Source organism: Phyllobacterium phragmitis (assembly GCF_002980495.1).
GTDB lineage: Bacteria > Pseudomonadota > Alphaproteobacteria > Rhizobiales > Rhizobiaceae > Paramesorhizobium > Paramesorhizobium phragmitis.
In genome coordinates, this window is the sequence record NZ_PVBR01000001.1 from 132177 (window position 1) to 148157 (window position 15981).

Annotated in this window: 17 protein-coding genes; 13 read left to right on the forward strand and 4 right to left on the reverse strand. The window is 60.2% G+C overall.

Going from position 1 to position 15981, the window contains the following annotated elements; all coding sequences use genetic code 11:
* Nucleotides 1-67: 67 nt before the first annotated feature.
* Nucleotides 68-1168: a nucleotidyltransferase family protein gene (locus tag C5748_RS00670; protein ID WP_105740009.1), complete on the forward strand. Its 1101-nt coding sequence runs from the start codon at nucleotides 68-70 to the stop codon at nucleotides 1166-1168.
* 403 nt (nucleotides 1169-1571) lie between these two features.
* Here C5748_RS00670 and tldD read toward each other — a convergent pair whose 3' ends face one another.
* Together tldD and C5748_RS00680 are read right to left on the reverse strand one after the other, a co-directional pair.
* Entirely contained in the window at nucleotides 1572-2984 is a 1413-nt protein-coding gene (gene tldD / locus C5748_RS00675) for a metalloprotease TldD (protein ID WP_105740010.1), read from the reverse strand.
* 154 nt (nucleotides 2985-3138) lie between these two features.
* Complete coding sequence (locus tag C5748_RS00680) at nucleotides 3139-3705, reverse strand: invasion associated locus B family protein (protein ID WP_105740011.1); 567 nt, start codon at nucleotides 3703-3705, stop codon at nucleotides 3139-3141.
* A gap of 446 nt (nucleotides 3706-4151) precedes the next feature.
* Between C5748_RS00680 and coxB the strand changes: the two genes are divergently transcribed.
* The 11 genes from coxB (at nucleotide 4152) to rnhA (ending at nucleotide 13679) form a co-directional block, all read left to right on the forward strand.
* Complete coding sequence (gene coxB, locus C5748_RS00685; protein WP_105740012.1) at nucleotides 4152-5030, forward strand: cytochrome c oxidase subunit II; 879 nt, start codon at nucleotides 4152-4154, stop codon at nucleotides 5028-5030.
* 122 nt (nucleotides 5031-5152) lie between these two features.
* Nucleotides 5153-6805: a cytochrome c oxidase subunit I gene (gene ctaD / locus C5748_RS00690; protein ID WP_105740013.1), complete on the forward strand. Its 1653-nt coding sequence runs from the start codon at nucleotides 5153-5155 to the stop codon at nucleotides 6803-6805.
* Nucleotides 6806-6899: 94 nt separating this feature from the next.
* A complete protein-coding gene (locus tag C5748_RS00695) occupies nucleotides 6900-7844 on the forward strand; it encodes a heme o synthase (protein WP_105740014.1) in 945 nt (314 codons plus the stop codon).
* Nucleotides 7841-8017: a hypothetical protein gene (locus tag C5748_RS28480; RefSeq protein ID WP_199194683.1), complete on the forward strand. Its 177-nt coding sequence runs from the start codon at nucleotides 7841-7843 to the stop codon at nucleotides 8015-8017. The genes C5748_RS00695 and C5748_RS28480 overlap by 4 nt, the downstream gene beginning before the upstream one ends.
* Nucleotides 8018-8024: 7 nt before the next feature.
* Nucleotides 8025-8648: a cytochrome c oxidase assembly protein gene (locus C5748_RS00700; RefSeq protein WP_105740015.1), complete on the forward strand. Its 624-nt coding sequence runs from the start codon at nucleotides 8025-8027 to the stop codon at nucleotides 8646-8648.
* A 129-nt stretch (nucleotides 8649-8777) separates the two neighbouring features.
* Complete coding sequence (locus C5748_RS00705) at nucleotides 8778-9656, forward strand: cytochrome c oxidase subunit 3 (RefSeq protein WP_105740016.1); 879 nt, start codon at nucleotides 8778-8780, stop codon at nucleotides 9654-9656.
* Between the two features lie 194 nt (nucleotides 9657-9850).
* On the forward strand, nucleotides 9851-10237 hold the full coding sequence (locus C5748_RS00710; protein WP_105740017.1) for a DUF983 domain-containing protein: 387 nt from the start codon (nucleotides 9851-9853) through the stop codon (nucleotides 10235-10237).
* Nucleotides 10234-11004, forward strand: a complete 771-nt coding sequence (locus C5748_RS00715) for an SURF1 family protein (RefSeq protein WP_105740018.1) — start codon at nucleotides 10234-10236, stop codon at nucleotides 11002-11004. The genes C5748_RS00710 and C5748_RS00715 overlap by 4 nt, the downstream gene beginning before the upstream one ends.
* A 122-nt stretch (nucleotides 11005-11126) precedes the next feature.
* Entirely contained in the window at nucleotides 11127-12128 is a 1002-nt protein-coding gene (ispH, locus tag C5748_RS00720) for a 4-hydroxy-3-methylbut-2-enyl diphosphate reductase (protein WP_105740277.1), read from the forward strand.
* 100 nt (nucleotides 12129-12228) lie between these two features.
* Nucleotides 12229-13209: a homoserine kinase gene (locus tag C5748_RS00725; protein WP_105740019.1), complete on the forward strand. Its 981-nt coding sequence runs from the start codon at nucleotides 12229-12231 to the stop codon at nucleotides 13207-13209.
* Between the two features lie 2 nt (nucleotides 13210-13211).
* Complete coding sequence (gene rnhA, locus C5748_RS00730; RefSeq protein WP_105740020.1) at nucleotides 13212-13679, forward strand: ribonuclease HI; 468 nt, start codon at nucleotides 13212-13214, stop codon at nucleotides 13677-13679.
* 105 nt (nucleotides 13680-13784) lie between these two features.
* Here rnhA and C5748_RS00735 read toward each other — a convergent pair whose 3' ends face one another.
* The gene (locus C5748_RS00735) at nucleotides 13785-14270 is read right to left on the reverse strand and encodes a peroxiredoxin (protein ID WP_105740021.1); all 486 of its coding nucleotides are present in this window, start codon (nucleotides 14268-14270) and stop codon (nucleotides 13785-13787) included.
* 85 nt (nucleotides 14271-14355) lie between these two features.
* Nucleotides 14356-15156: a protein-disulfide reductase DsbD domain-containing protein gene (locus C5748_RS00740; RefSeq protein WP_105740022.1), complete on the reverse strand. Its 801-nt coding sequence runs from the start codon at nucleotides 15154-15156 to the stop codon at nucleotides 14356-14358.
* Nucleotides 15157-15346: 190 nt separating this feature from the next.
* On the opposite strand from C5748_RS00740, the gene C5748_RS00745 reads away from it, so the two are divergent.
* On the forward strand, nucleotides 15347-15949 hold the full coding sequence (locus C5748_RS00745; RefSeq protein ID WP_105740278.1) for a YqgE/AlgH family protein: 603 nt from the start codon (nucleotides 15347-15349) through the stop codon (nucleotides 15947-15949).
* Nucleotides 15950-15981: the final 32 nt, after the last annotated feature.

A 15981-nucleotide genomic window follows, 5' to 3' on the forward strand; every position in this document is an offset into this window, starting at 1 on the left:
CGGCTTGATTGATGCCGGCGATGGTTATACATTATTTGCGAAAAATGTATAACTGCAGGGTCTGCCGATGAAGGAAATCGACCTCGTTTACCGGACGATGTTTGCCGAACTGATCCAGCGCAGTCTGGATGCGGACTTCAAGACGGCCTATCCGTTGTCGGGAAACTTCGTGGCCGTTGCCGTAAAGGGCAAACGCTACTGGTATTTTCAGGATACGGAAGATGGAAAGCCGGTCAGGCGTTATGTCGGACCGGAGGCGCAGGAGGATATCACCCAACGCGTCCACGAGTTCAAAACGATCAAGGACGACATTCGCAGCCGTCGAAAGCTGGTCTCGACATTGACGCGGCAGGCGGGGCTTCCCTCTCCTGAGCGATTTACCGGAGACGTGATCGAGGCTTTGGCGAATGCCGGTTTGTTCCGGCTGCGGGGCGTCCTCGTCGGAACGGTCGCTTTCCAGTGCTATTCCGGAATCCTCGGTGTTCGGCTTCCCACGGCCTCGATGCAGACGGGCGATGCCGACTTCGCCCAGTTCCATTCGATTTCGGCTTCGGTCGAAGACACCCTGCCGCCCATGCTGGATGTGTTGAGGTCCGTGGACGAGACCTTTCGCGAGGTGCCGCATCAGGGCGACGGCAGGCGGAGCACGCAATTCGCCAATCGATCGAATTATAGGGTCGAGTTCCTGACGCCTAACACCGGCAAATCGGAATATGACGGTAAACCGGCTCCCATGTCAGCCCTAGGCGGCGCTTCGGCGCAGCCGCTCCGCTTTCTCGATTTCCTGATCCACGAGCCGGTTCGATCGGTTCTGCTGCACAAAAGCGGTGTTCCGGTCATCGTGCCCGCTCCCGAGCGCTATGCAATCCACAAGCTCATTATCGCGTCGCGGCGGCAAGTGGAGCGGACAGGACCCGACAAGCGGGAAAAGGATATCCGGCAAGCGGGTCTGATTATCGAAGCGATGGCTCAGACGCGGCGACAATCCGACGTAGCGCTCGCCTATACCGAGGCGTGGCAGCGAGGCCCGGCCTGGAGAGAGGCAATCGCCATCGGCCTGTCCTATTTGTCCAAGGAAGCAAAGGTCATATTCGATAAGGCCTTGCTGGAAGGTATGGGAGACATAGCAGAAAATCCCGCAGATTACGGGATTCGCCCGGCGACATAGAAGCTTTGAAGGAGGTCGCCTGTATATGTAAAATCCAATTTTAGATATACAGACAGAAAACGGTTTTCTGTCTGTAACCTCGGCTCCTAGAGCGTTTCCTTTTCAGGTGAAAGCGTTGGCGCTTCTATTTATATGAATATTTTAGAGCACGATGCGAAAAGTGCAAAGCGGTTTTCCGTTTGGAACATTCCGGAATGGGTCCTCGGGTCAAGCCCGAGGATGACGAACTGGAGAGGTTTCCGCCCGTCTCCAACGTTGACGATTGGCGGAAAGCATCCCTGCAATCGTCATCCTCGGGCTTGACCCGAGGACCCATTCCGGAACATTGCCACTCCACCAGCGGTCAGGCATTAAGGCCATTGCTATTTAGAGCGACCCCGATCCCATCAAAACAGGAACAGCTCTAAACCGCCGTGCCGCCGACGGTTATCTGGTCCATGCGCAGATGCGGCTGGCCGACGCCGACGGGCACCCATTGGCCGCCCTTGCCGCAATTGCCGGTTCCGGTGTCGAGCTTCATGTCGTTGCCGATCATCGACACGCGGTGCATGGCGTCGGGGCCGTTGCCGATCAGCATTGCACCCTTCACCGGCACGCCGATCTTGCCGTTCTCGATCATATAGGCCTCGGTGCAGCCGAAGACGAACTTGCCGGAGGTGATATCGACCTGTCCGCCGCCGAACGAAACGGCGTAGATGCCTCGTCTGACCGAGGCGATGATCTCTTCGGGCGTCTTGTCGCCGCCGAGCATATAGGTGTTGGTCATGCGCGGCATTGGCACATGCGCATAGGATTCGCGCCGTCCGTTGCCGGTCGGATTCATGCCCATCAGCCGGGCGTTCTGGCGGTCCTGCATGTAGCCGACCAGCTTGCCGTCCTCGATCAGCACCGTCCGGTTGGTCGGCGTGCCCTCATCATCGACGGTCAGCGATCCGCGCCGTTCAGGTAGCGTCCCGTCATCGACCACGGTGACGCCCCTGGCCGCGACCTGTTGGCCGAGGAGGCCGGCGAAGGCCGATGTCTTCTTGCGGTTGAAATCGCCTTCCAGTCCATGGCCGACGGCTTCGTGCAGCATGACGCCGGGCCAGCCATTGGAAAGAACGATGTCGAACGTGCCGGCAGGGGCGGGGACCGCCTCCAGATTGACCAGCGCCTGGCGCAATGCCTCATCGGCGGCGAAGTGCCAGCTGTCGCTGGCGATGAACTCGCCGAAGCCCTTGCGCCCGCCCATGCTGTAGGAGCCCGATTCCTGGCGGTCGCCATCGCCCGCGACCACCGAAACCGCCAAGCGGACCAGCGGGCGGATATCGCGGACGAAATGGCCGTCGGCGCGCAATATCTCGACATGCTGCCAAGACCCGCCGAGCGACACCGAGACCTGCCGGACTTTCGGATCCTTGGCGCGCAGATAGGCGTCGATCTCCTGCAGCAGTTTCACCTTGGCTTCGAAGCCGGGGCTGCCGAGCGGGTTCTCGTCGCCGTAAAGGCTGCGATTGGTGCCGGGGGGCGGCGCGGCATAGACGCCGGAGTGACCTGTCGCGACGGCCGAGGCAGCATCCGCCGCGCGCTTCAGGCTAGCAAGCGAGAGCTCGCCCGCATGTGCATAGCCGACGGCTTCGCCGGCAACCGCCCTGAGGCCGAAACCCTGTTCCTGGTTGAATGAGCCGGTTTTCAGCCGTCCATTGTCGAAGACGAGCGATTCGGCTTCGCGATATTCGACGAAAAGCTCGCCGTCATCGCTGGCCTTCAGGCTTGCCGCCACCGTCTTCTGGATATCGTCGCGAGAGACGTCGAAACTGTCGATCAGGCTTTTCATGGGTCTCATCCGTTGTAAGGCTACAAGGGATGTAAGGGCTCGGCCGCGCTGGGGCAACCCGATGTGTAGAAGGGAGTAGGGGAATAAGTGAGTAAGGGAGTATGTTGGTGCAAAACCTACTCCCTTATTCCCCTATTCCCTTACTCCCCTAAATTCACGGCAGCTTGTCGAAACCTTCGCCGAAGCCCCGCAGTTCGACAGGGATGCCGATGCCTTCCTCAGGCGTCTGGAAGACGATGAAGGTCGCGGACTTGCCGGTGCGCAGCGTCTCGATCAGCTGATCCTCGAGAATCACTTCCGCATAGCAGCCATCTTCGAAGCAGCGCACGAAATAGGCGCGGCCGATATCCTTGCCGTCGACATTGAGCCCGAGCCCGTTGGGCAGAAGCACGCCGAGCGGCGCCAGAACGCGCAGGATGCGGGCCTTGTTGTCGGCTGTCTTCAGAACGACGACGGACAGCCCCAGTTCCGGCCGATCGGCGGCGACCACGTTCTGGATCAGCGCGCATTGCTCGGTCTTCGCGCCGGCGGGCGTGTCGCACAGGATCGACCAGGCGCCATGCTGCGAACGCAAGGTGCCGTTCTGCGGCGAAGGTGTTGCTTGCTGCTGGTTCTGCTGGGCGGAAGCCGGGACCGACGCTGCCGTCGCAAGCAGCGATGCAGCCGCCACGATGCCGAAAGAAAGTGCCGCGAAACGCAGGACAGGGGTGCGAAGGGTCATAAAAGCTCCAGATCGAATCACACGAGACGATAACGCGCTGCGCCGGGGATGAAAAGAACACAAACGCGCCGACAGGCTCCATTATTCCCGCACGGTATTCTGTCGGCATTCACCGGCGGGAACGTTTCATCTCGTGCCGGGAAAACATGGCTGGATTATGTGTATTCAATAGCCGGCAGTGGGCTCATTTGCGCAATTTGAGCCCTTTGGCGCGTGAAATTGCGGAATTTTGTCCTGGATAAGCGCAAGGCGCGATTGCTTCGCGACCGTGCCGGCCCCTTTGGTGAGCTTGCGCGAGCCACGCGCAAAAATGCCGCACGAGATCATGTTCGCCTTCCTTGCGGTGTGGGATAATGTGTGGTTTGAACACGAGCGACGAACCGGGCGGTTGATTGGCGCCCGGCAAAACGACATGGATGCAAGGCCTGCAATCGGGAGATTTCTAGGTGAATAAGAACATTGTCACGACGATGGGTGCTTTGGGTAGCGCTCTCGCGGTGCTGTTTGCCAGCGCGGCCGCTCATGCGGACCAGCCCAAACCTTGGGAAATGAGATTTCAGGACGCAGCGACCGGTATTGCCGAACAGATCATTTGGTTCGAGCACTATACGCTCTGGTTCATCGTTCCGATCACCGCTCTGGTTCTCGTTCTCTTGCTATGGGTCGTTGCCAGATACCGCGCAAGCGCCAATCCCGAGCCTTCCAAGGTCGCCCACAACACGCTGATCGAGGTGCTTTGGACGGTAGGGCCGGTGATCGTGCTTCTGTTCCTCGCCATTCCGTCGTTCCAGCTCCTGACGGCGCAATATTCCCCCGATGAAGCCGGCCTCACCGTGAAGGCGACGGGCTATCAGTGGTATTGGGGTTACGAATATCAGGTCGACGACCCGGTCAGCTTCGATGCGCTGCTGCTGCAGGACGGCGAACGCGCCGCCGCCGGCAAGGAAGATCGCGCCGTCTATCCGCGTCTCCTGGCTGTGGATAATGAGGTGGTCGTCCCCGTGGACACGACGGTCCGGCTTCTGGTGACCGGCGCTGACGTGATCCATTCCTGGGCGATGCCTGCCTTCGGCGTCAAGATGGACGCCGTTCCCGGCCGCATCAACGAGACCTGGTTCAAGGCCGACAAGCCGGGCCTCTATTACGGTCAGTGCTCGGAGCTTTGCGGCAAGGATCATGCCTTCATGCCGATCGCCGTGCGCGTCGTCGCGCAGGATCGGTATGATAGCTGGCTCGCGGCTGCCCGCACCGATCTGCAGGGCGCCAACAAGGCGTTGATGGCCTCCATCGAAGCTGAAAAGAATGTTAAAGTGGCTGGCAACTGAGCCGGGCCTTCGTAAAAGGGAATAGGGGAATAAGGGAGTAGGGGAATAGGGCTTATCGAACATATTCCCTTATTCCCCTACTCACCTACTCCCTTAAAGAATTGAGAAACGGGAGCGATCTCATGGCAGGCACTGCTGCTCACGAAGCCCATGACGACCACAAGCCGCAGGGCTGGGTCCGCTGGGTCTATTCGACCAATCACAAGGATATCGGCACGCTCTACCTGATCTTCGCGATCATCGCGGGCATCATCGGCGGCGCTTTGTCGATCGCCATGCGCGCCGAGCTCCAGGAGCCGGGCATCCAGATTTTCCACGGCCTTGCCTCCATGGTCTATGGCGTCGAGGGCGATTCGGCGCTCGATGCCGGCAAGCATATGTATAATGTGTTCACCGCAGCGCACGCCCTGATCATGATCTTCTTCATGGTCATGCCCGCCATGATCGGCGGCTTCGCCAACTGGATGATCCCCCTCATGATCGGCGCGCCCGACATGGCGTTCCCGCGCATGAACAACGTCTCGTTCTGGCTGCTGCCGCCGGCCATCCTTCTGCTCATCATCTCGATGTTCGTGCCGGGCCCCGCCGGCGCGTGGGGTTCGGGCGGCGGCTGGACGATCTATCCGCCGTTTTCGACCTCGGGCCAGCCTGGTCCGGCGATGGATTTCATCATCCTGTCGCTGCATATCGCCGGCGCTTCGTCGATCCTCGGTGCGATCAACTTCATCACCACGATCCTCAATATGCGCGCTCCCGGCATGACGCTGCACAAGATGCCGCTGTTCGCCTGGGCCGTGCTGATCACCGCATTCCTGCTGCTGCTCTCGCTGCCTGTTCTGGCTGGCGGCATCACCATGCTCCTGACCGACCGCAATTTCGGCACGTCCTTCTTCGCGCCCGATGGCGGCGGCGATCCGATCCTGTTCCAGCACCTGTTCTGGTTCTTCGGCCACCCCGAGGTCTACATCCTGATCCTGCCGGGCTTCGGCATCGTCAGCCACATCGTGTCGACCTTCTCGCGCAAGCCGATCTTCGGATATCTCGGCATGGCCTATGCCATGGTGGCGATCGGCGTCGTCGGCTTCATCGTCTGGGCCCACCATATGTATACGGTCGGCCTGTCGCTCGACACGCAGCGCTACTTCGTTTTCGCCACGATGGTCATCGCGGTGCCCACCGGCGTGAAGATATTCTCCTGGATCGCCACCATGTGGGGCGGCTCGATCTCGTTCCGCACCCCGATGCTGTGGGCGATCGGCTTCATCTTCCTGTTCACCATCGGCGGTGTGACGGGTGTTCAGCTCGCCAATGCCGGTCTCGACCGCGCCCTGCACGACACCTATTACGTCGTCGCGCACTTCCATTACGTGCTGTCGCTCGGCGCCGTCTTCGCGATCTTTGCCGCGTGGTATTACTGGTTCCCCAAGATGACGGGCTACATGTACAATGAGTTCATCGGCAAGCTGCATTTCTGGATCACCTTCATCGGCGTGAACCTGCTCTTCTTCCCGCAGCATTTCCTTGGGCTCTCCGGCATGCCGCGCCGCTACATCGACTATCCCGATGCGTTTGCGGGCTGGAACCTGGTGTCGTCCTACGGCTCCTATATCTCGGGCTTTGCGGTGCTGGTGTTCCTCTACGGCGTGTTCGAGGCTTTCGCCAAGAAGCGTGAAGCTGGAGCCAATCCGTGGGGCGAGGGTGCGACCACTCTGGAATGGCAGCTTTCGTCGCCGCCGCCCTTCCATCAGTGGGAACAGCTGCCGAGGATAAGGTAAGGGAATAAGGGAGTAGGGGAGTAAGGGAATAGGTTGGCAAAAACATACTCCCCTATTCCCCTACTCACCTACTCCCTTGAAAAAGGTACTTAACATGGCCCTAGTCGAGCAAAACAGGAACGGCGAGAACGCCACCCGCCTTTCCGAGGCGAGCGCATCGGATTATATCGCGCTGCTCAAGCCGCGGGTCATGTCGCTCGTCGTCTTCACCGGTTTCGTCGGGCTCCTGGTCGCGCCGGGGCATATGAACCCGGTTCTGGCAGCCATCGCCATCCTGTGCATCGCCGTCGGCGCCGGCGCCTCCGGTGCGCTCAATATGTGGTACGACGCCGATATCGACGCCGTCATGAAGCGCACCCGCAACCGGCCCATCCCGGCGGGTATCGTCTCGCGTGAGGAGGTGCTGGTCTTCGGGCTCGTCCTCTCCGCCTTTTCGGTGATGACGCTCGGTCTGCTCGTCAACTGGCTTTCCGCGGCCCTTCTCGCCTTCACCATCTTCTTTTATGTCGTCGTCTATTCGATGTGGCTGAAGCGCTCCACGCCGCAGAACATCGTCATCGGCGGCGCTGCCGGCGCATTCCCGCCGATGATCGGCTGGGCGGCCGCAACGGGGGCGATCGGCTGGGAGAGCGTCGTTCTCTTCCTCATCATCTTCCTGTGGACGCCGCCGCATTTCTGGGCGCTGTCGCTGTTCACGACCAATGATTACGCCGCTGCCCGTGTGCCGATGATGCCGAATGTGCGCGGCGAGGCGTCGACCAAGCTGCAGATCCTGGTCTATACGCTGATCGTTTCGCCCGTCGGCGTGCTGCCATGGGTGATGGGATTTGCCGGACCGGTCTATGGCATCGTATCGGCGGCTCTGGGCCTGGCTTTCATCATTCATGCCTGGCTGCTGTGGCGCGCCCCGTCAGGCGAAGCGGCGCTGAAGCCGGCGCGCTCCCTGTTCGGTTTCTCCCTTCTTTATCTCTTTGGCCTGTTCGCGGTTCTCCTCGGCGAGACGCTCGCGCAAAAGGCCCTGCTTTGGATCGGCGCATGAGTATGGCGGATACGAAAAACGAGCTGGAAACGGTCAGCCAGAGCGACAAGCAGAAAAAGGCGCAGCGCAGCCGCTCCATGGCGCTTGCCATCGCGCTCGCCCTGTTCGTTCTGCTGGTCTATATCGGCACATGGGCAAAGCTTGGCGCCAACGTGCTGGGCAGGCCACTGTGAGGACGCTATGACGGAAGAGAAGACGGTTTCCACCAGCACGACCGGCAAAAAGCAGCGCTCCAACCGCGTTGTCGCCACCGCATGCTTTACCTTCTTTATCGCGATGATCGGCGCAGCCTATGCCTCCGTTCCGCTTTACCGGGTATTCTGCCAGGTGACGGGCTACGGCGGCACGACGCAGCGCGTCGAGCAGATGTCCGATACCATCCTCGACAAGACGATCAATATCCGTTTCGACGCCAACACATCGGGCGCCCTGCCATGGGATTTCAAGCCCAAGCAGCGCGAAGTGACGATCAGGATCGGCGAGACGAAGCAGATCAGCTACGAAGGCCGGAGCCTGGCTACGGCGCCGACATCGGGCCGCGCCAGCTTCAATGTGACGCCGGATCGCGCAGGCGCCTATTTCAACAAGGTGCAGTGCTTCTGTTTCACCGATACGACATTGCAGCCGGGAGAGGACATCGACATGCCGGTGGTGTTCTTCGTCGACCCTGATATCGTCAATGACCCGGACCTGGAAGATCTCAAAACGATCACGCTTTCCTATACGTTCTTTCCCATTGACAAGCCGCAGCCTGTCGCGCAAAGCGCCAAGCCGGCAGATGGAGAAAGCAGCGGAAATTTGTAGAGCAAGTCCAGGAAAAGTGTGAAGCGGTTTTCCCAGGAAAATCATCGGTTTTCCGTCCGGACTTGCGTAAAACAAGAGCCAGCCTCGTCTATGGCGAAGCAAGCATGAAGATGAACCTTGGGGATTGAAATGGCTGACGTCCACCAGAAAAATCACGATTATCACATCATCGATCCAAGTCCGTGGCCGTTTCTGAGCTCCGTCGGCGCATTCGTGCTGGCGCTCGGCGGCATCGCCTATATGCGTTATCTCAATGCGGGTGAGCTGAATTTTTTTGGCGTCAATCTCGTCACGCCGTGGATCTTCTTCGCCGGCCTCGCCATCGTGCTCTACACCATGTATGGCTGGTGGTCGGATACGATCAAGGAAGGCCGCGAGGGTCATCACACCCAGGTCGTGGCGCTGCATCTGCGCTATGGCATGATCATGTTCATCGCCTCCGAGGTGATGTTCTTTGCCGCCTGGTTCTGGGCCTATTTCGATGTCAGCCTGTTCCCGAACGAGGCGCATCAGGTCGCACGCGCCGCATTCACCGGCGGACAGTGGCCTCCCAAGGGCGTCGAGGTTCTCGATCCGCTGCACCTGCCGCTTTACAACACCGTCATCCTGCTTCTCTCGGGCACGACGGTCACCTGGGCTCACCACGCTCTCCTGCACAATGACCGCAAGGGGCTGATCACCGGGCTGGCGATCACGGTTGCGCTTGGCCTGCTGTTCTCCTCGGTCCAGGCTTACGAGTACATACACGCTCCGTTCGCCTTCAAGGACTCCATCTACGGCGCGACGTTCTTCATGGCGACGGGGTTCCACGGCTTCCACGTCATCGTCGGCACCATCTTCCTGTTCGTCTGCCTGCTGCGCGCGATCCGGGGCGATTTCACCCCGAAGAACCATTTCGGCTTCGAAGCCGCCGCGTGGTATTGGCACTTCGTCGACGTGGTATGGCTGTTCCTGTTCTTCGCGGTCTATGTCTGGGGCGGCTGGGGCGCGCCGATGGTCGAGGGATGAGCCGTTAGATATTCAGTCCTATGGGGGGCGGCTGTGGAGACACGGCCGCCTTTTGTTATAGAGCAGTTTCTGTTTTGATGGAATCGCGAGGCAACCCCCTCTGCCCTCCTGAGCTTGTCGAAGGGCGGGCAGAGGGGGGTATCTGTCCCGCCAACGTTTCCAATTCGAAATGAAATGCTCTAAGGACAAGCCCCATGCCGAACGACCCATCCATCCACCCGCCGGTCGAGCCCATTCGGGCAGGCATCCTGGGGCGCTGCCCGCGCTGCGGCCAGGGGCGGCTGTTCGACGGCTATCTGACGACCGCCAAGAGCTGCAGCAATTGCGGGCTGGATTATTCCTTCGCCGATTCCGGCGACGGTCCGGCTGCTTTCGTCATCCTCATCGTCGGTTTTCTCGTGGTCGGTCTGGCGCTCTGGATGGAAGTCACCCTCAACCCGCCGCTCTGGGTGCATTTCGTTCTCTGGGTTCCGTTGACGATTGTCTTGAGCCTCGTTCTCCTGCGCTGGATCAAGGGCATCCTGATCACGCTGCAATACCGCAACAAGGCCGCGCAGGGGCGTCTGGACGACCGGAAATGAATGAAGCTGTTGAAACAACGGCCGCTCCCGCCGGACGGTTGCCCTGGCTGGTCCCCGGACTGGTCATAGCGCTTGCGCTTGCCGCCTTCGCCATCCTGATTGCGCTTGGAACCTGGCAGGTGCAGCGGCTGCACTGGAAGGAGGGGCTTATTGCGACCATCGCCGAGCGCGTCGCCTCTCCGCCGCGTCCGCTCGAAGAGATCGAGGCGATCTACACCAGGACCGGCGATGTCGAATATTGGCCGGTGACGGTGACCGGCCGGTTCCTCCATCAGGACGAGCGCCATTTCTTTGCCACCCATCGGGGCCGGTCCGGCTTCTATGTCTATACGCCGTTGCAGATGGCTGACGGCCGCGCCGTATTGGTCAATCGCGGCTTCGTGCCCTATGAACGCAAGGAAGCGGCGACACGGACCGAAGGGCAGATCTCAGGCGACGTGACGATGACGGGGCTGGCGCGCGATCCCCTGGTCGAAAAGCCATCGTCGCTGGTCCCCGACAATGATCCGGCCAGGAATATCTTCTACTGGAAGAATTGGCCTGAGATGGTGAAGACGGCGGGGCTCGACCCCTCGAAGATGGTTCCCTTCTTCATCGATGCCGGCAAAGCGCCGAACCCGGGCGGGCTTCCCGTCGGCGGTGTCACCATCATCGATCTGCCCAACAACCATTTGCAATATGCCGTGACATGGTATGGTCTGGCCCTGGCTTTGGCCGCCGTCGTCGGCGCTTATCTCTGGCGCCGGCGTGGTCGAGAGGGTAAGTGAGTTTGATGATGAGTGCGCTGATACCCCCTCTGTCCTGCCGGACATCTCCTCCTTTGAGGGGGAGATGTCCGGCAGGACAGAGGGGGTGAATGACAGATTTCGACATAAACCAAGGTCCAAATATGAGCGACAAGCAGCAACTGACAATCCGTCTGTGCGGACCGCGCGGTTTTTGTGCGGGCGTCGACAGGGCGATCCAGATGGTCGTTCTGGCGCTCAAGAAATATGGCGCGCCGATCTATGTCCGCCACGAGATCGTCCATAACCGCTATGTCGTGCAGGGTCTGCAGGCGCGCGGCGCGGTCTTCGTCGAGGAGCTGGATGAAATTCCGCACGAGCATCGTAACCAGCCGGTGGTCTTCTCGGCCCATGGCGTACCGAAATCGGTGCCCGAGGACGCGATGGCGAAGAACCTCTTCTATCTCGACGCCACCTGTCCGCTGGTTTCCAAGGTGCACAAGCAGGCCATGCGGCATCAGCGTCTTGGGCGGCATGTGATCCTGATCGGCCATTCGGGCCACCCCGAGGTCATCGGCACCATGGGCCAGCTGCCCGAGGGGTCCGTCACGCTCATCGAGACGGTGGAGGACGCCGAGGCCTATCGGCCGGAGGATCCGACGCGGCTCGGCTTCGTCACCCAGACCACGCTTTCCGTCGATGATACCGCCGGCATTCTCGCCGTTCTGCAGGGACGTTTTCCGGAATTGACGGCGCCTGCGGCCGAATCGATCTGTTATGCGACGACCAACCGTCAGGACGCGGTAAAGGCGGCGGCGGCTGGCTGCGATCTCTTCCTCATCGTCGGTGCGCCGAATTCGTCCAATTCCAAGCGGCTGGTCGAGGTGGCGGAGCGCTCCGGCGCCCGCCATTCCATGCTGGTGCAGCGCGCCTCCGATATCGAATGGGAGCGGGTGAACGATATTTCGGTGGTCGGCCTGTCGGCTGGTGCATCCGCACCGGAAATCATCGTGGATGAAATCATCCAGGCCTTTTCAGACCGCTTTCGTGTCACTATCGAATTGGCGGAAACCACGATCGAGACTGAAAATTTCCTCGTCAATCGGGAGCTGCGTGATGTCGAGCTGACGCCGCGCGACATGGCCTTCGTCAACGGGGAACGCTGATTATGGTGAATGGCGAAATGGTGAATAGTGAATGGTAGCTGCTCATCCCTTGTCACTTACCATTCACTATTGACCATTCACCATTCACTCGGATCACCGCATGGCTGTCTACACCGATATAAACGAGATCGACCTGGCGGCATTTCTGGACGAATACGATATTGGCGGCCTTTTATCCTATAAGGGCATCGCTGAAGGCGTAGAGAATTCAAACTACCTCCTGCACACCGACAAGGGCTCGTTCATTCTGACGCTTTATGAAAAGCGTGTGAACCGCAACGATCTGCCGTTCTTTCTCGGGCTGATGCAGCATCTGGCGCAAAAGGGCATCGACTGCCCCTTGCCGGTGCATCAGAAGAACGGCGCGATGATCGGCGAACTCGCCGGCCGGCCCGCCGCCATCATCACCTTCCTCGAAGGCATGTGGATGCGCCGCCCGACGGTCGCCCATTGCCATGCGGTGGGCGAAGCGCTGGCGCGGATGCATCTGGCGGGGCTCGATTTCCCGGTGCGCCGGGAAAACGCGCTTTCCGTTTCGGGATGGCGTCCCCTGTGGGACCAGGCCAAGGAGCGCGCCGACGAGGTGGAGAAGGGGTTGGCGGCCGAGACGGAAGCCGATCTGGCTTTTCTCGAAGCGAACTGGCCTGCCGATCTTCCCGCCGGCATCATCCATGCCGATCTTTTCCCCGACAATGTCTTTTTTCTCGGGCCGCAGCTTTCCGGAGTGATCGATTTCTATTTCGCCTGCACCGATTTGCTCGCCTATGACGTGGCGGTCTGCCTCAATGCCTGGTGCTTCGAAAAGGATTTTTCCTTCAATCTGACGAAAGGGACCGCACTTCTGCGCGGCTATACCTCAGTCCGGCCGCTCTCAGCTGAGGAGGCCCGGGCATTGCCGGTGCTGGCGCGTGGTGCTGCGCTGCGCTTCATGCTGACCCGGCTTTATGACTGGCTCAACGTTGCCGACGGCAGTTTCGTCGTCAAGAAGGATCCCATGGAATATGTCCGCCGGATGCGCTTTCACCGCCATATCCATTCTCCCGCCGAATACGGCCTGGTCGGGAAAGGGGAGGACGCGTGAAGATGATAGAGGCTTTTACCGACGGTGCCTGCTCGGGCAATCCGGGGCCGGGCGGCTGGGGCGTCGTCCTGCGCTGGAACAGCACCGAGAAGGAGCTTTCCGGCGGCGAGCCTGACACGACCAACAACCGCATGGAGCTGATGGCGGCGATCTCCGCGCTCACCTCGCTGAAGGAACCTTGCGAGGTGGCGCTTTACACCGACAGCAAATATGTCATGGACGGAATTTCCAAATGGATCCATGGCTGGAAAAAGAACGGCTGGAAGACCGCCGACAGGAAACCGGTGAAGAACGGTGAACTCTGGCAGGCGCTCGATGAGGCAAACCGCCGCCACAAGGTCACCTGGAATTGGGTAAAGGGCCACGCCGGCCATCCCGAAAACGAACGCGCCGACGCGCTGGCGCGGGCCGGCATGGCGCCGTTCAAGAAGGGTGGGGCGGGCACGGCTTTCGCCAACCCGGTTTCGTGAAAGCGAGTAATCAGCCGGATGGGCCAGAGCACTCCGTCTCACCCCCTCTGGCCGGCAGGCCAGAGGGGGGTGTTGCAGCCTCAGCGCTACCGACCCGAAACACCATCAAAGCTGCGTCAGCAGTTCCGCCGCGCTCGACGTCGCTGCCTGGCCCGGCGTTTCCTCTATGTTGAGCGCCTTCACCACGCCGTCTTCGACGATGGCCGAATAGCGCTTGGAGCGGATGCCGAGGGCGGCCGCCGAAAGGTCGATATCGAGGCCGGCGGTCTTGGTGAAGGTGCCGTTGCCATCCGAGAGGTAGAGGATCTTGCCTTCGCCGCCCGTGCTCTGGGCCCAGGCGCCCATGACATGCGGATCATTGACCGCCACCACGGCAATCTGGTCTACGCCCCTGGAGAGAATGGCTTCATGGTTTTCCAGATAGCCGGGCAGATGATTGAGGCTGCAGGTCGGCGTGAATGCGCCCGGAACGCCAAACAGAACGACCTTCTTGCCCCCGAAGAGCTCGTCGGTCGTGATGTCCTTGATGCCATCGGTGGTCTTGACCTTGAACGTCGCCGCGGGAAGCTTGTCGCCAACCTTTATCGTCATGGAATTCTCTCCTTGGATGTGCCGATGCAATAGGACATATGGCCTGCCGAGGCCAAAGTCGAGAGCGGATTGGGGGCTGTGGTCTCTAGGGAAGGTCCACCGTGCCGGACACGGCCTGCTCGCCCTGCACGAGCGTATAGTCGATCACATCAGGCGTTTTGTCCGCGCCGCTGAGGATCGTGCTGGAGAAGCGGATGCCGTCTTCTTCCGGCCCTTCGATTTTCGGCGTGGAGAATGTCATCGCGTCGCCGGACAGGAAAAGTTGCGCAGGCTTGCCATTGACCGGAAGCCTCACGTCGAAAACAGCCTTGCCATCTCTCCTTATCGCCTCCCGGATGCCGAATTCCGGCGTGGCCGGACGCGGCAGCCGGTCGAAGGCGGTGCTGACCAGCGTATGCGCAAGCGCGTCCGGCGAGCCCGGCTTGACCGGCAGATCGAACTCGGCCTGGACCGGAATGCAGATCGTCTCGCATATGCCGAGAAAGACATGGCCCTTGAGCCGCGTCGGCGCCTGCGCCTCCTGAAGACGGAAGGTGACGGGGAGCACGACGGAACGCTTGTACCCGGCCCATTGCGTCTCTCCGTCATGGAAACGATAAGGTGCGGGAAACGCGATCTCGCTCCCGGCGATGTTGCTGCTTGCCGAAAGGTCGAGCTGCGGCGGAACGCCGGCATCGCCCGGCTCCTGCCAATAGGTTTTCCACCCGTCTTTGAGATCGATCTGGATCGCGCCGCGCAACACCGTCATCGGTTCCTGCGGAACGTCGAGAAGAAGCCGGACCTTGCCGCCCGGTGTTTCGACCCAGGGAGAACTTTCGGCGAGGGCGTGGCCGGACTGGAGAAGTGCCGCAGCGAAGACGGCAATGAAGGATTTTCGAATGATCATGCGCAAGGATTGCCGTGAAACGATGGCGTTATCAAGTCACGATCAGGTCACAGCCCAAGCTATAGCCAAGTCACGGACGATGATGACAATCGGCTTTTTGGCGTTGGTTGATGGTTCCGATTTAAAGAGAATTGGCCTTCTTCGCCAAAACCTCTTTGCCATTTTCCGATCCGTTGCTACCTTTAGCGGCATGGACATCTTGAAGTCTACGCAAAGAGACAAGGGTTTTCTGAACGGTCAGTTCCTGATCGCCATGCCGAGCATGAGCGATGACCGTTTCGCGCGGACGGTGATCTATGTCTGCGCCCATTCCGACGAGGGCGCGATGGGCTTCATCATCAACCAGCTGCAGCCCATGGAATTTCCCGATCTTCTGGTGCAGCTGGGCGTCATCGACGAGGAGGAGACGATCAGGCTGCCACGTGAGATGCGCCATTTCATGGTGCGCAATGGCGGCCCTGTCGATCGGACTCGCGGCTTCGTCCTGCATTCCGACGATTACATGGTGGATTCGACCATGCCGGTCTCCGAAGATGTCTGTCTGACCGCGACCATCGACATTCTGCGTGCCATCGCGGGCAACGGCGGACCGTCGCAGGCTCTCATGACGCTCGGCTATTCCGGCTGGGGAGCGGGGCAGCTCGAGGCCGAGATCGTCGAGAATGGTTGGCTGACATGCCCGGCATCGATGGATTTGCTCTTCGACACCGATATCGCCACGAAATACGAGCGCTTGCTCAATCATATCGGCATCGACCTGTCACGCCTGGTCAATGCCGTGGGGCACGCCTGATCCCATCATGATCTAAAGGTTGTCATGGTTTA

Excerpts from the sequence above, each read along its gene's own strand:
- C5748_RS00670 (WP_105740009.1), top strand. The coding sequence starts at position 68 with ATGAAGGAAATCGACCTCGTTTACCGGACGATGTTTGCCGAACTGATC.
- tldD (WP_105740010.1), bottom strand. The coding sequence starts at position 2,984 with ATGAAAAGCCTGATCGACAGTTTCGACGTCTCTCGCGACGATATCCAG.
- C5748_RS00680 (WP_105740011.1), bottom strand. The coding sequence starts at position 3,705 with ATGACCCTTCGCACCCCTGTCCTGCGTTTCGCGGCACTTTCTTTCGGC.
- ctaD (WP_105740013.1), top strand. The coding sequence starts at position 5,153 with ATGGCAGGCACTGCTGCTCACGAAGCCCATGACGACCACAAGCCGCAG.
- C5748_RS00695 (WP_105740014.1), top strand. The coding sequence starts at position 6,900 with ATGGCCCTAGTCGAGCAAAACAGGAACGGCGAGAACGCCACCCGCCTT.
- C5748_RS28480 (WP_199194683.1), top strand. The coding sequence starts at position 7,841 with ATGAGTATGGCGGATACGAAAAACGAGCTGGAAACGGTCAGCCAGAGC.
- C5748_RS00700 (WP_105740015.1), top strand. The coding sequence starts at position 8,025 with ATGACGGAAGAGAAGACGGTTTCCACCAGCACGACCGGCAAAAAGCAG.
- C5748_RS00705 (WP_105740016.1), top strand. The coding sequence starts at position 8,778 with ATGGCTGACGTCCACCAGAAAAATCACGATTATCACATCATCGATCCA.
- C5748_RS00710 (WP_105740017.1), top strand. The coding sequence starts at position 9,851 with ATGCCGAACGACCCATCCATCCACCCGCCGGTCGAGCCCATTCGGGCA.
- C5748_RS00715 (WP_105740018.1), top strand. The coding sequence starts at position 10,234 with ATGAATGAAGCTGTTGAAACAACGGCCGCTCCCGCCGGACGGTTGCCC.
- ispH (WP_105740277.1), top strand. The coding sequence starts at position 11,127 with ATGAGCGACAAGCAGCAACTGACAATCCGTCTGTGCGGACCGCGCGGT.
- C5748_RS00725 (WP_105740019.1), top strand. The coding sequence starts at position 12,229 with ATGGCTGTCTACACCGATATAAACGAGATCGACCTGGCGGCATTTCTG.
- rnhA (WP_105740020.1), top strand. The coding sequence starts at position 13,212 with ATGATAGAGGCTTTTACCGACGGTGCCTGCTCGGGCAATCCGGGGCCG.
- C5748_RS00735 (WP_105740021.1), bottom strand. The coding sequence starts at position 14,270 with ATGACGATAAAGGTTGGCGACAAGCTTCCCGCGGCGACGTTCAAGGTC.
- C5748_RS00740 (WP_105740022.1), bottom strand. The coding sequence starts at position 15,156 with ATGATCATTCGAAAATCCTTCATTGCCGTCTTCGCTGCGGCACTTCTC.
- C5748_RS00745 (WP_105740278.1), top strand. The coding sequence starts at position 15,347 with ATGGACATCTTGAAGTCTACGCAAAGAGACAAGGGTTTTCTGAACGGT.